13 protein-coding genes and 1 tRNA gene are annotated in these 12,548 nt (G+C 43.5%); 9 read left to right on the top strand and 5 right to left on the bottom strand.

Features of this window, described 5'->3' with window-relative positions:
• The first annotated feature begins 4 nt into the window (after nt 1–4).
• Genes ODOSP_RS12400 through ODOSP_RS12390 form a run of 3 tightly spaced genes read left to right on the top strand, consistent with a single transcriptional unit; the run spans nt 5 to nt 2,693 of the window.
• Nucleotides 5–1,603, top strand: coding sequence for a RagB/SusD family nutrient uptake outer membrane protein (locus ODOSP_RS12400; protein WP_013612644.1), 1,599 nt, complete (start codon nt 5–7; stop codon nt 1,601–1,603).
• Between the two features lie 12 nt (nt 1,604–1,615).
• Nucleotides 1,616–2,245, top strand: coding sequence for a lipoprotein (locus ODOSP_RS12395; RefSeq protein ID WP_013612643.1), 630 nt, complete (start codon nt 1,616–1,618; stop codon nt 2,243–2,245).
• Nucleotides 2,246–2,264: 19 nt separating this feature from the next.
• Nucleotides 2,265–2,693 carry a hypothetical protein gene (locus ODOSP_RS12390; RefSeq protein WP_041557392.1) on the top strand — a complete coding sequence of 143 codons (429 nt, stop codon included), beginning with the start codon at nt 2,265–2,267 and terminating at the stop codon, nt 2,691–2,693.
• Between the two features lie 60 nt (nt 2,694–2,753).
• Here the strand turns inward: ODOSP_RS12390 and ODOSP_RS12385 are convergent, their stop codons facing one another.
• Nucleotides 2,754–3,260 (bottom strand): hypothetical protein, encoded by a 507-nt coding sequence (locus tag ODOSP_RS12385; RefSeq protein ID WP_041556791.1) that lies wholly within the window; start codon nt 3,258–3,260, stop codon nt 2,754–2,756.
• A 642-nt stretch (nt 3,261–3,902) separates the two neighbouring features.
• Between ODOSP_RS12385 and ODOSP_RS12380 the strand changes: the two genes are divergently transcribed.
• The 3 genes from ODOSP_RS12380 (at nt 3,903) to ODOSP_RS12370 (ending at nt 9,217) form a co-directional block, all read left to right on the top strand.
• Nucleotides 3,903–4,106: a hypothetical protein gene (locus ODOSP_RS12380; protein ID WP_013612641.1), complete on the top strand. Its 204-nt coding sequence runs from the start codon at nt 3,903–3,905 to the stop codon at nt 4,104–4,106.
• Nucleotides 4,107–4,288: 182 nt separating this feature from the next.
• Nucleotides 4,289–8,023, top strand: a complete 3,735-nt coding sequence (locus tag ODOSP_RS12375; protein ID WP_013612640.1) for a hypothetical protein — start codon at nt 4,289–4,291, stop codon at nt 8,021–8,023.
• Between the two features lie 90 nt (nt 8,024–8,113).
• Entirely contained in the window at nt 8,114–9,217 is a 1,104-nt protein-coding gene (locus ODOSP_RS12370; protein WP_013612639.1) for an OmpA family protein, read from the top strand.
• A gap of 200 nt (nt 9,218–9,417) precedes the next feature.
• Here ODOSP_RS12370 and ODOSP_RS12365 read toward each other — a convergent pair whose 3' ends face one another.
• From ODOSP_RS12365 to ODOSP_RS20260, 4 genes are all read right to left on the bottom strand, one after another.
• Nucleotides 9,418–9,738, bottom strand: a complete 321-nt coding sequence (locus ODOSP_RS12365) for a HigA family addiction module antitoxin (RefSeq protein WP_013612638.1) — start codon at nt 9,736–9,738, stop codon at nt 9,418–9,420.
• A gap of 8 nt (nt 9,739–9,746) precedes the next feature.
• Nucleotides 9,747–10,067 carry a type II toxin-antitoxin system RelE/ParE family toxin gene (locus tag ODOSP_RS12360; RefSeq protein ID WP_013612637.1) on the bottom strand — a complete coding sequence of 107 codons (321 nt, stop codon included), beginning with the start codon at nt 10,065–10,067 and terminating at the stop codon, nt 9,747–9,749.
• A gap of 467 nt (nt 10,068–10,534) precedes the next feature.
• Nucleotides 10,535–10,598, bottom strand: a tRNA-Pro gene (locus tag ODOSP_RS19755).
• Between the two features lie 185 nt (nt 10,599–10,783).
• Nucleotides 10,784–10,888 carry a hypothetical protein gene (locus ODOSP_RS20260; protein ID WP_231964176.1) on the bottom strand — a complete coding sequence of 35 codons (105 nt, stop codon included), beginning with the start codon at nt 10,886–10,888 and terminating at the stop codon, nt 10,784–10,786.
• On the opposite strand from ODOSP_RS20260, the gene ODOSP_RS20255 reads away from it, so the two are divergent.
• Genes ODOSP_RS20255 through ODOSP_RS12345 form a run of 3 tightly spaced genes read left to right on the top strand, consistent with a single transcriptional unit; the run spans nt 10,851 to nt 12,531 of the window.
• The gene (locus ODOSP_RS20255; RefSeq protein WP_013612636.1) at nt 10,851–11,369 is read left to right on the top strand and encodes an RNA-guided endonuclease InsQ/TnpB family protein; all 519 of its coding nucleotides are present in this window, start codon (nt 10,851–10,853) and stop codon (nt 11,367–11,369) included. The genes ODOSP_RS20260 and ODOSP_RS20255 overlap by 38 nt on opposite strands.
• A gap of 36 nt (nt 11,370–11,405) precedes the next feature.
• Nucleotides 11,406–11,927 carry a histidine phosphatase family protein gene (locus tag ODOSP_RS12350; protein WP_013612635.1) on the top strand — a complete coding sequence of 174 codons (522 nt, stop codon included), beginning with the start codon at nt 11,406–11,408 and terminating at the stop codon, nt 11,925–11,927.
• A 37-nt stretch (nt 11,928–11,964) separates the two neighbouring features.
• Nucleotides 11,965–12,531: a cob(I)yrinic acid a,c-diamide adenosyltransferase gene (locus tag ODOSP_RS12345; protein ID WP_013612634.1), complete on the top strand. Its 567-nt coding sequence runs from the start codon at nt 11,965–11,967 to the stop codon at nt 12,529–12,531.
• Nucleotides 12,532–12,548 lie beyond the last annotated feature (17 nt).

Raw genomic sequence — 12,548 nt, 5'->3', positions numbered from 1 at the left:
GGACATGAGAAGATATATTTACATATTTGGTTTGACAGTTTTGTTTTGGGGGACTTCTTGTGCGGATTTTATCAATATCCAGCCGGAGAATGCAACCACCTATTCTAATTATTACAAAAACGAGAAGGAGCTGGAGGCTGTGCTGACCGGCTTGCAAGTCTATTTGAGGCAGGCTGTGGGTGAGTTTACCGGTGGCGATATTTCCAGAGCCGGAGAGATATTGGATTACGACAGATCTTCGCGCAAGGGGTTGACATTGTCGAATGTAGGAACGTGGAAATATTATTATTACACGATTTATCAGGCGAATTTGATTCTGGAGAATACACACCGTTTCAAAGGAGACCCGGAGAAGCTGAAACCCTATATTCAGCAGGCATATTTCGCCAAGGCGGTGGCTTATTTCTACTTGGCGATGAATTACGGGCAGGTGCCGATTACAGGCTCTACAATAGAGTTCTCTAAGTTTCCTCAGAGCCCGATAAGCAGTGTGTTGGATGAGGCGGAAAAATGGGGACTGAAGGCGATGGATTTGCCGACATACGAGGATTTGGTGGCTACTTCAAAAGAATCCCGTATGAAACAGTATGGCAGCAAGGGTGCCGCGGCTGCTTTGTTGGCTCATCTCTACGCGTGGAGGGCCGGCGTGGAAGGCAAGAAAGAGTGTTGGGCGAAGGCCGAGGAGTATTGCACTATGCTCATAGAGGGGAAGGTAGGCAGTTACTCGTTGGCTGCGGATCCTGAGACCGTTTGTACAAGCGTGATGAAAGGAGGAAGCGCCGAGTCGATCTGGGAGATTTACTATGACTCACAAGAGGGTTTGCGCACTGATTTGCCGATCACCTTCCCGATAGCTCTGGGAAGTGCGCATCCGATTAACAATCAGTATTCAGACGGATATTACAAGAGTACGGTGAGAATGATGTATGCTCCCGAAGATTTGCGTAGGGATGCCTATTTTTGGAATATTGATGCGGATTCATTGTTCTTGATTTATAAGAGCAATGCGGAGGTTTATGCTGCAACGGAGCATAAACCGGGAGATTCCATCGTAGCAGCGGAGGACAACCAAAAGCTGAAACGGGCATTTTTGTATAAGTTCCGGTATGCACATTACATTAAGCTTGCGTACACCCCGGAACTTCAGTTTGCCGGAATCAACCAGTATAAGGTGATTTGGAGATTAGGCGAGATTTATTTGCTCCGTGCAGAATGTCGGGCCCGTCAGGGGAAGACAAATGCCGTAGACGATTTGAACGAGATCCGTCGCCGGGCTTATGGGGATGATATGCACGCTTTCCCGAACTCCGATGATGTGGAGAAAGGGCTGAGCGGGAATATCCAGCTGGCTATTTTCAGAGAGCGGGAGAAGGAGCTGGTGGCTGAATATCACCGTTATTTTGACATTATGCGTAACGGTTGGTGTTTCCTGAGAGGGGATGATACGCATGATTATATCAGGAAGGAGATTTCCGAGGCTTACGATAAGCTCACGGATAGAGATATTCAAGATGGCGCTTTGTATCTGATGTTGGGAGCGGACTGTTTCTCCAATAATGATTTGATTCGCCAAAACAGGTATTGGAATCGTCGTTCGAATTAAAAGAAGAATATTATGAGAAAAATGTTATATACAATATGGTTTTTGGGCTCGTTATTACATGTGGGGTGTACAAAAGACAATTATATCGACACAGGGATTAGTAACGGACGTTATCATGGGAATTTGATGCAGTATATGGCATCAAACTCCTACGATTGGGATTCTACGATTCTGTTGGTTCGCCATGCGGGAGAGGAGATGGTGCGACTTTTCGAGGGGAAAGACCCGGCACACAAGGAGATTACGTTTTTCGGTATCACGAATCATTCGATTCGTCGGCATTTGTTGGAATTCGGTCACAAACGGGTGGCTGATCTCGACCCGGGGTGGTGTCGTGAAATGTTGCTGAGGCATGTGATCGACGGGAAACTCTATCGGAAGGACATTCCTTACGGAGAACCGACAACTTACGGAAGCCCGGGAACGGGAGGCAGCTACTTGACTACCTTGGCAGGTACGCAAATATGGGTGTTTATCATGAAGCAGTCGAAGAATGGAGTGGTAGAGAATGCGCCTAAGCCGATACACATCAGTTTTATGAACAGTCAGCCTATTTTTGCCATTGCCTCGGGAGATATCGAGCCGGACAATTGTATAGTGCACGCATTGGAATATAATTTCGCATTGGGGTATGAACAATAATTCAAAAAAGTACATGAAGATGAAACAAATAATGATATGGATGATATTGGCAGTGGGCCTGTCGGTCGGAGCCTGCCATCAGACAACGGTCGGCTACCTGTTGACAGAGAACGCATCTTACGACCCGGACACGATGTATATTCGCAAGACGTTAGATCCGGAATTGGATGCTGTCCGGATTGAGAATAAGGCTCCTTGGGTGAGTTTGGCGTTACAAGGATACGAGGGGACTCAGCAGATTTTATTCAGCGTGGAGTCGGTGACTTCGAATCAGGGAGAGGAGGCTGCGGCGATTTTCAAGAAAGACTTGACAATCCGTGGAGGCGGAGTTTTGCTGTACCCGTTAGAGAATGATGCGAAACCGGGCGTCTATAAGGTGTCGGTTCGATTGACGAATCCCGGATACTCTCACGTTTTGCGAGATGCCATGACGATCATCGTGGAGTGATAGATATAATTTTTTGAAGATTCACAATAGAAGTGCAATTCGTGTAGAATCTTCAGTCCTCTACCTTGCTCGCCCGAAGGCGAGCAAGGTAGAGGCTGAAGTGTTCTGACTGTGGTGCTGCTGTAAAGTATCACATCGTATGTCCGACAGACCGAACTTGTCTTTCAGTATCTGTTCCATCGGCTTGAGTGTGCTGGTCTCCGCCGTGTTCCCCGGCTCGATGCACATCGCCGGCGGGAAGCCGTCATGGTCCATGAACAGCCCCGGCTGTACAAGGGGCAGCGGACGGCCCTCTTTGCAGTGGCCAAACCGCACCAGTCCGCATTCCTCCTCCCGCTCAAAGAAGTAGTTCGTCGGGTTATAGTACACAACCTGCGTATTACGCTTCCAAAGCTTCTGGCTGCGCTTATACATATCTGCCTGTATCTCGCTGAACTCCGTGGCTGGTAGTGACAATGCCCTGTACACCTGCTCCAGCGTGCATTCCGGCCGCCCGAAGAACTTCCTGGTGTCCTCCAGCGGTGAGCGCTTTGACCCGGGATACAATATCCGGGTGTACACCGGCATGGACAGGATACTGTTAAGGTCGTTCCATCATCTGCGCGCTACCCCTTGATGGTATAGAGGTATGTGAAACGACCGCCTGGTTTAATGACAAGTCTCATCTTTGCAATATACCGTTATATACCACAAATTAATTAAGGAATATTTGACAAAAAAAGACCTTGGAGGGCCTGCTGGCAAATAAAATAGAAAAATTATTGTATCAAACTACCGAATATTGTTGTAATCTCGAAAAAAGTGTTTATATTTGGGGCATGAATCAGAATTAAACTCATAGAGTATGAAGTAGTTTTGAGTATATAAAAACGGACGTTTAAATTCATTATATTATACCACCTCTTTTCAGGGGTGTTTTTTTTGTTTTATACTTTATAATCATCTGACTATCAACTCTTATTAAGAGATTCATAAAAGTTCCAAAATTTTTCCCAAACGACCACCAAAAAAACGTCCGTTTTTTTGGTGGAATTTTATTTTCAGAACATGTCATTTTTGTATAAAAATATTATTGTGATAAGACAAATATGGTGCTGACCCCGGAACTTTTACCTGATATCCTGTCGGATGATAATATATGTATACACATTTTATACATACTTTTCGGGGAGGTAGTATGATATTGTTAACTAATAATGCAAAAGAGGTATGAAGCTGATTGATTTGATCGATGATAGGGAAGTAAAAAAGTGGGTCTTGATATTTTGTATCCTTGGCGTGTCATTTACCGACAACGTCGGAGATATAAAACTGGCTGAGGTATTCAGTAATAAAAAAGTAAAAGAGTGGGTCTTGATATTTTATATCGTTGGTGTGTCAGTACTTGTTTTAAAGGAATCGATAAAAATATAATAATGGTTTCGATAAAATGGATTTAAATAAACGAAGTAGCGATTAAAAAATAAAAGTATGGGAAAAATGTTTTTAATAAGGGGGGGCTGATCAGTAAAAAACATGATTTATAATCCCCTGAATGTGTGAGATAGTAATAGTCAGTAATGGCTTGAATTTTAATTAATTATAATTCTTTAGTTATGAACAGAAAATGGAAATTTACAGGTTTTGTGCTTGCAAGTGCATTGTTGCTTGGGTCTACAGGGACTTTTCTCGTAGGCTGTAAGGACTATGATGATGATATCAGTCATTTGCAGCAACAAATTGATGCTAACAAAAAAGCAATTGAGGGTATTGAAGCCCAAATCAAGGCAGGCGCCATCCTGACCAAAGTAGAGTCGGACGGTGCAGGCGGAGTGAAAGTGACTTTGTCCAATGGTCAGACCTATCATATTGAAAAAGGGGCCAAGGGAGAAGACGGAGCTCAGGGGATACAAGGACCCGAGGGCCCACAAGGCCCGATGGGTCCGAAAGGAGATGCTCCTACTTTTACAATCAATGAAGAAGGGCATCTGGTGGCAAGCTGGTCGGATGGCACGAGCAATGATTTAGGGAAAGTGACTCCTGAATTACCCGAAGTGGAGTTTACTATAAACGCTGACGGTCACCTGATCTATAACGGAAAAGATCTGGGGTCCATCAAAGGCGAACAAGGCGAACAAGGTCATTCTCCAAACGTTTCTTTTGAGCGAAGAGAAGACCATCTGTTTGTGACGGTCGATGGTAAGGAAACGGATCTGGGTAAGATCAAAGGGGAACCCGGAGCAACTCCTGAACTTCCTGATTTCCGGTTTTCAATTGATCCTGCAAGCGGCGATCTGACTGTTTCTGACGGAATGACAACAACCAATTTAGGTCAGGTTGTGGGTTCTATTAGCCTGGAAAATGGAGTATTCTATTATACTACCAGCAAAGGTAAGACAGAAATCGGTAAAGTTTCTTTCAAAGATGTCAATCTGAATGTACAGAATGATTATCTGTATATCGGAGAAACCAAGGTTGAACCGGCCATCCGTATGAATCAGAACATATATATACAGGAAAAAGAAGGTTACGTTGTTATCAATCTGCCGGGTAAAGATACTGATGAATATCGTCAGGTGATTATCCCGACCCAGAGCATTTTCTCTCAACGGCTCACCAGCATTGCGTTTGTTCCGCAGTATTACTACGACGGAGTTCCTGCTATTATGTTCAGAACTTTGGCATACCATGAACTAGGGGAAGATGAAAATGCCGAAGTCGAAATAGAAGAAGTCGACGCAGTAGGGGGTTATGATATTAATCTTAATATTAACCGGTATGATTTTTTCACCTCTGCACTTGCTACAGCAAAATATCGTCTGAATCCGCAGAGTGTGGGTATGGACTGTGCCGATTTCTCATTTGTAGGTGACAAAGCTGATTACATCTTTACCAGAGGCGGAGGAGCTGATGCTCCCATTTCTATCGTAGGCAAACCGGTTGATAAAAATGGGGTAGCTGTATTTACAGTGAAGAAAAACAAGAAACTCAACCCGGGACAGGAAGTCGATCCAAATAAGGATCTGGATATCGTTGCCCTGAAAGCGGTATTGAAAAAAGGACTGACAGAAGAGGAAATGACTTCCGGAGCTAAACCTGAAGTATATTCTGAATATGCTCATGTGAATGAAACTTGCTTTACCCCAGCAGAGGTGTTTATCTCTGATTCTATGATGCTGTTAAAGAACAACCAGATGCATCATTATGCCCGTACTTTCGATAAAGCAACAATGGAAGCACCAAGGTATCAGGTGCCTTTTGATAAGCCTTTTAATCTGCGTGAGAAAATTGCTACCTGTTTGTTAAATCAACAAGGACATGAACAGCTGGATCTGGCAGCTTATGATTTGCGATATGCTTTTGCTAAAGCATCAACACCTTATATGGTAAGCAACGGCGGAGCAACGCAAACCGATCAACAAACCGTGATCGAATGTACAGATGCAGAAAAGGGTATTTTCAGCATTGTAGGAAACAACAGAGAATCCATCGGCCGTACCCCGATAGTAAGGGTTGATCTGGTTCACAATGGAAAAACAGTTGTCCGTGCTTTTATAAAACTGGAAATTGTTGCTGAAAAAGAAACGGATATCGTATTGAATAAAAAAGCAGAGACAATTACTTTAAGTTGTCCGGACGATGTAGTGAACATGGAATTCTCAGAAGAGGAAATCCGTAATGGTGTCTATCGGATTATCCAGGAAGGTGGTATGAGCCATGAAGAATTCTGGAATACTTATGAATTCTTGTCTGCAACAACAACTCCGATGGGTATTACTGTGCCGACTCTGGAATCTGGTAACAGCACTGACGGCCAGTTGACCAAGAAAGTATGCTGGAAGTTTACCCACCGTGAAATCGGAAACTTACCGGTAAACAGTTCTAAAACACTGACGGCACAATTAGTATTGAAGAATAAAGTGTCTACTTCTTCTTGTCCGGAAAAGGTGATCTTCACATTCGAGATCAGCGTTAAACGTCCTGCACTTACTCTGACAGTCACAGAAAATGAACAGTATTGGAATACCCAGAAGAGTGCTTATAATGTTAATGTTGCAATTCCGCAGAACGCACATGATGTGGCTGAAAACTGCATTTTCGACAATGCTATGGGACGGCAGATCTGGGTGAATGCCCCGGTTTTAGAAGGTTGGGATGATTGTATCTTCAAATCAGATAAGTGGAATTACCGAATAACCGCTGTTATTTATAATGGTGAAAGAACTACTTCGTTTACAGGTGTCCAGCTGACAGGTGCCCGTGAAAATGCCCGTATTATCCTGGACAAGTCGGATAATCGTGTAAAAACAGCACTGAATAGCCTGAACGGGTTACAGGCTGAAATAGAAATGTATACAGAAGCCTATAACGGAGACGTTTACTCATTGAAGAACTTCCTGGTGAATTTCATTCGTCCGGTAAACTTTAATCTGCCTGCAGGTTTGTCTGTAAAAGATGCTCAGGATGACGGGGATGTCGTGAACTTCCAGTATAACGGGTTGCTGACAGACTGGAGAAATGAAATGATCATTAAAGAAGGAACAGCAAATATTCCTTATTCACAGTACGACTGGGTGAAAGACTGTGGTGAAATACATGGTGAATGGATTCCTGCCTATCAGAAAGTGGTGACACCGGCCAAGTGGGAGTTTGAAACTGAAGAGGTGACTATTCAGACTGGACAATTGCTGTATTCAGCTACTATTACACTGTTTACCAGACCTAATGTATTCAGTAACAATTGGTCTGTGTATAAATCCTTTACGGCTAAAGGACGTTCAGCAGCTGAAGCGCAGCAAAATGCAATGGCGTTGGCTAAAGCTAAAGAGCATGATGAAGATTTTTATGACGGATGGGACGGCACTAAAGCTTATAGATACACTGATACCCAAGAGATGACCGCTCCAAGTGAAGTTACTTTTACAACTGTAACTGGCATTACTTATACTCCGGCAACATACGAAACGGTGGAGGCAGAATGGAAACCGACTTTATGTAATGAGAAACCGGTATATGATCCTTCTGTGGTGCATCAGGTAGGAGATAAGGACGGTTGCTGGACCTGGAAGGAAATTAAGGCATTTGACATGGTTCAGACGGGTCAGTACTGGAATTTCTACGGTCCGTTCGGGAATGTTGAGCTGGATCTCGGTAATGTAAAAACCAACCTGCAGTATAATAACTATCAGTTACCGGTATCCGTTACTTTGGAACAAATAGGTAACACGGTTAAATATGTGAATGTAGGTTCTCCGATTAAGGACGAATACATGATTATGATTCCTGCAACAATAAGCTATGGTTGGGGTATTCTTAGCGGTACTTTGACAATAACTGTAAAGCCGGTTTAATACCGGGTATGGTTGTGATTCCAGGATTGGGAGGTATTTGCCTCCCGATCTTTCTTCTATAAAATGTCTGATGTGCTAAAAGCTAAAAATATGAAAAGAAGTTTATTACTGGCTATCGTTTTATTTTGTGCAGAAATCTTATTTGCACAAAAGGGAAAAGAGGAAGCCGGGATTATTTTCAATCCACACTGGTATTTGCAGTTGCAGGGAGGAATGGGGTATACCGTGGGGGAAACCGGCTTTAAGGACCTGATATCACCGGCCGGAGCTTTGTCTGTGGGGTATCAGTTCTCGCCTGTCTGGGGACTTCGCGGAGGCTTTGGCGGTTGGCAGGGTAAGGGTGCCTGGTCGGAATCCACCCGGGATTATAAATTCAACTTCCTTCAGTTGAATGCAGATGTTGTGTTTAATCTGAGCAACTGTATCGGCGAATTTAACCCCCGGCGTTGGGTGAATACTTATTTTTTGCTGGGTATAGCAGGCAATCATGCTTTTGACAACGATGAAGCAGTTGCCATACATGACGAAGGATATACGATGCGTTACCTTTGGCGCGATAACCGTAATTTCGTTGCAGGACGTGGTGGTGTCGGATTTGATTTCCGGATCAGTAATAGCATTTCCTTTAATATAGAGGGAAATGTAAATGTACTTTCCGACCATTTTAACTCCAAAAAGGCGGGTAATGCCGACTGGCAGTTCAATGTTCTGGCAGGGTTTAGTTGCCGTTTGAATAAAAAACACCGCAAGGTGGAAGCTCCCCGGGAAATCATTTTTGAGGAGACTGTGCCGGTCGTAACAAAGGAAGAACCGGTTTCTCAGCCCGTGCTGCAGGAAACGAAGCAAGACCTCATAGACTCTGCTGCGCTTACTGCCCGTCAGGATATTTTCTTTGCCTTGAACTCTTCGGTGATTCTGGCGAGCGAAACAGCCAAAATCGATTCCTTGGTAGCTTTTATGAAAACACATACAGAGACACAGGTGGTGATTACGGGTTATGCTGACGTGCAGACCGGAAATCCGCGTTACAACAAAGTTCTGTCGCAACGGCGGGCAGAACAGGTGGCTGTATTGTTGACGGTTAATGGTATCTCCCGGGAACGGATAACTGTGTTTGCCAAAGGGGATACAGAACAACCTTTTCCTGTGATGGAACAAAACCGAGTGGCCATTTGCCTGATCGGTAAAAAATAGACAGAGCCGTCTGACTTTCCAAAGAGGGTGTCCAAAAAGTATTTGGCACCCTCGATTTATTCGTATCCCTATTGGAGACTGAAATCAAATATCCGATTCTACAAAGGGGTATTTTGCCTTTTTGGACACCCTCTCTTGTTTTAAATGCTCCGTTAGAAGCCTTATTCTTGTTTTTATAATATCATACCAAGGACTGTTTTTCAAAACACAGCAGCTATTTTCTTTATATTGTTTAGCTTTTCACGCAAGGAGTTATTCTTTCGTGCTACCTGTATATTGTAATCCGTTTGCATTCTTACAAGCAAATCAGCATTGATACCCAAAGCTGCCTCTAAAAGCAAGGCAAATTCTGTTGTTATCGGACGTTTTGCATTTAACGCCTCATTTAAGGCTGAATAAGACAAACCAAATTTCTTCGCAAATTCCTTTTGCTTTATGCCTCTACATTCCAATTCTTCCTTTACCAATTCGCCTGGATGATAGGGACGGAATGACTGTAAATTATTTGCTGCTATACCCATAGTTCCTCCTATTTATAATGATTTGTAATATCCACCAAAGAACATATTTCTATGACTGCTTGATTACCCGCATTAGTTATTTCCCGAAATTCAAGCCTATATTGGTCATTGATACGTAAAGAAGAAAGTCCTTTTTTATCACCTTTCAACTTTTCATAGTTCAAAGACCTATACTGATATAAATCTTCCATTCGAGAGGCATTTAGTAAAGCCTTGACACACTTCAAATAACCATTGACTATTTGAGGTTGAAAACGATGCTTCTTATCATCGGTCTTTCCTTTTTCATAAAGTTCTGCCAAATATTCCTTTTCAAACTCTACATTCATATAGCTACTCTTTGATGACACAAAGATACGAAACAATTTGCACAATTCGCAATATTAGCGAATTATTTTCGACAACAACCATTAAAGACACTCTTCTACTCCTCTATTAGAACAACCCAGTTATAACAAATGAGGCAGGACAACTATTGCCCTACCCTTGTTTTAAATGCTTCGTTAGAAGCCTTATTCACCCTTTAATCAACTTTTATAGATATTACCAGTTTAGAGGGTCGCTCATATCCTTCTCCTTAGACACTTTATTTTCCACGACTTCTTTAATTTTCATGACCTCTTCATTGCAAGAACGCCTCCAAAGTTCTTCCTTAATAATTCTTTCTTTTCGGTGCTCTTTTGATTCACCATACAAGAATAACAAAAAAGCCGCAATGATAGGGGTTAATATTATGGCTATGAATACCCAAAAAGCCTTATCTCGCCCACTTCTATCTGTTGATGCTCAGTAGTCGGGATGACAAGATTCGAACTTGCGGCCACACGCCCCCCCAGGCGTGCCGGTTCAGCCACTCCTGCCTCTTTCCTTCCTGACGGAGTAAAGATCCGGCGAATCTTGCCGGTATACCTATTTGAATCCCTGGAAACGAGTTTTATTCACCGGATCAAAGATAGCATGTAATCTTTCAGTAAAAAAACTCAATGAATTATCTTGTAACATTTTCGTAACAGAAAGGAGTTTCCTATTTTTACAGCCGCAAAATTCAGAATCTTAAAAAATGGATTATGGAATCTTTGATGTACTGAAGGTAGTTTTCATATCTTTTCCAGATGGCAGCCGCTGACATTTGTTTGAGCCTTCGTGCAATTTGCAGCGGAGACAGTTTGGGTTCGCTACGTATCATCATGTGTATATGGTCTTTGTCTGTTTATCCGGCTGATGAGCAAAGGGTTTTGTTCGCCGAGACCTTCGGCTGTTGTCGTTTTGTCTATAATTGGGCATTGAACCTTAAAATCACGGCATACAAGGAGCGTAAGGAAACGCTTGGCAATGTATATTTGACGAATCTGATGAAGAGCGAACCGAAAGCGGAACACGAATGGCTTTCAGAAATCAGTTCCCAGTCCTTGCAGAGTGCGTTACGCAATCCTGACACAGCCTACACCGACTTTTTCCGTAATACTCATGCGGTTGGCTTCCCCCGTTTCAAGTCACGTAAGGACAGGCAGAGCTTCCTCTGTCCGCAGCATTGGCGTGTGGATTTCTCCAAAAGCACAATTACGATTCCCAAAGCCAAAGATATTCCAGCCGTGCCCCGGATCAAATCCGGTCTGAATTTAGATAAATGATTTCAAAAACTTTTACCTTTGTACAAATTTAGGCAAATGAAGAAAATTGATTTATTGTTGACACGGCATGGGGAGACCATCGAAAATCAACGGTATGTTCTCCAGGGGCAATTGCCGGGAACACTTTCCCCTTTAGGAAAAGAGCAGGCAGTTGTTTTGGCAGAACAATTGAAGCAAGAACCTTTGGATGTAATCGTATGTAGTGATTTGGCACGTAGTTACGATACAGCAAAGGTCGTTGCCGGTTACCATGGAAAACAGCCTCAGCCGACTCCTTTATTGCGGGAGATGGACTGGGGGATATATACCGGCGAAACGCTGGCGGATGTGGATTGGGAGCATTTGCCTCCTAGTGTCGAGTCGGTGGATGAGTTGTATCATCGGGCAGGAGAATTTGTGAATTACCTTCGGGTGAAATATGCCGGTAAATGTATACTTGCAGTCGGGCACGGTGCTTTTAACCGGGCGATTCTGACTTATCTGAACGGAGGAAAACCGGCCGATATGGTCGATCTGCCTATCATGGAAAATACTTCTGTTATCCGGTTAAGTATATAATAGATAAATTCGGGATACTAAAATAAATGATAATCATATGAAAATATACACTCGCGGAGGAGATAAGGGGAAAACGAATATTCATGGCGGACAGCGTGTAGATAAAGACGATATCCGGATAGAAGCCAATGGGACGTTGGATGAGTTGAATTCTGTCCTGGGATTGATTCGTGTGTTGATAGGAGAGGGGCATGAGTGGCAGGAGATGTTGTTTTACCTGCAACGTTCTTTGATGGTGGTGATGTCGCATGTGGCCACTCCGGCTGCCTTGAGGGGACAAAATCCGAATCGGCTTCCGGAAGAACCGGATGTGTATTGTGAGCGGCAAATCGATTTTTTTAATGCAAAAATACAGTATCCGTCCACTCATTTTATTTTACCCGGAGGGAACCTGGTATCGGCCCAGTGTCATGTGGCCCGGACTGTGGCCCGGCGGGCGGAGCGTCGTTTGTGGACTTTGAACCGGACGGATCCCGTCGAACCGGTTATCCTGCGTTTTGTAAATCGCTTGTCGGATTTGCTTTTTATCCTGGCCCGGTACGAAATGGATAAAGAAGGGGCTGAAGAAGAGCGTTGGCGTGATTTCTTATATAAGAAAAAATAGCGGGTCTCCCTTGAATA

This window comes from Odoribacter splanchnicus DSM 20712, assembly GCF_000190535.1.
GTDB classification, from domain to species: domain Bacteria; phylum Bacteroidota; class Bacteroidia; order Bacteroidales; family Marinifilaceae; genus Odoribacter; species Odoribacter splanchnicus.
This window is presented reverse-complemented; position numbering and strand designations above follow the sequence as displayed.

Coding starts and splice junctions, on each gene's coding strand:
- ODOSP_RS12400 (WP_013612644.1), top strand. CDS start 5: ATGAGAAGATATATTTACATATTTGGTTTGACAGTTTTGTTTTGGGGG.
- ODOSP_RS12395 (WP_013612643.1), top strand. CDS start 1,616: ATGAGAAAAATGTTATATACAATATGGTTTTTGGGCTCGTTATTACAT.
- ODOSP_RS12390 (WP_041557392.1), top strand. CDS start 2,265: ATGAAACAAATAATGATATGGATGATATTGGCAGTGGGCCTGTCGGTC.
- ODOSP_RS12385 (WP_041556791.1), bottom strand. CDS start 3,260: ATGCCGGTGTACACCCGGATATTGTATCCCGGGTCAAAGCGCTCACCG.
- ODOSP_RS12380 (WP_013612641.1), top strand. CDS start 3,903: ATGAAGCTGATTGATTTGATCGATGATAGGGAAGTAAAAAAGTGGGTC.
- ODOSP_RS12375 (WP_013612640.1), top strand. CDS start 4,289: ATGAACAGAAAATGGAAATTTACAGGTTTTGTGCTTGCAAGTGCATTG.
- ODOSP_RS12370 (WP_013612639.1), top strand. CDS start 8,114: ATGAAAAGAAGTTTATTACTGGCTATCGTTTTATTTTGTGCAGAAATC.
- ODOSP_RS12365 (WP_013612638.1), bottom strand. CDS start 9,738: ATGGGTATAGCAGCAAATAATTTACAGTCATTCCGTCCCTATCATCCA.
- ODOSP_RS12360 (WP_013612637.1), bottom strand. CDS start 10,067: ATGAATGTAGAGTTTGAAAAGGAATATTTGGCAGAACTTTATGAAAAA.
- ODOSP_RS20255 (WP_013612636.1), top strand. CDS start 10,851: ATGGCAGCCGCTGACATTTGTTTGAGCCTTCGTGCAATTTGCAGCGGA.
- ODOSP_RS12350 (WP_013612635.1), top strand. CDS start 11,406: ATGAAGAAAATTGATTTATTGTTGACACGGCATGGGGAGACCATCGAA.
- ODOSP_RS12345 (WP_013612634.1), top strand. CDS start 11,965: ATGAAAATATACACTCGCGGAGGAGATAAGGGGAAAACGAATATTCAT.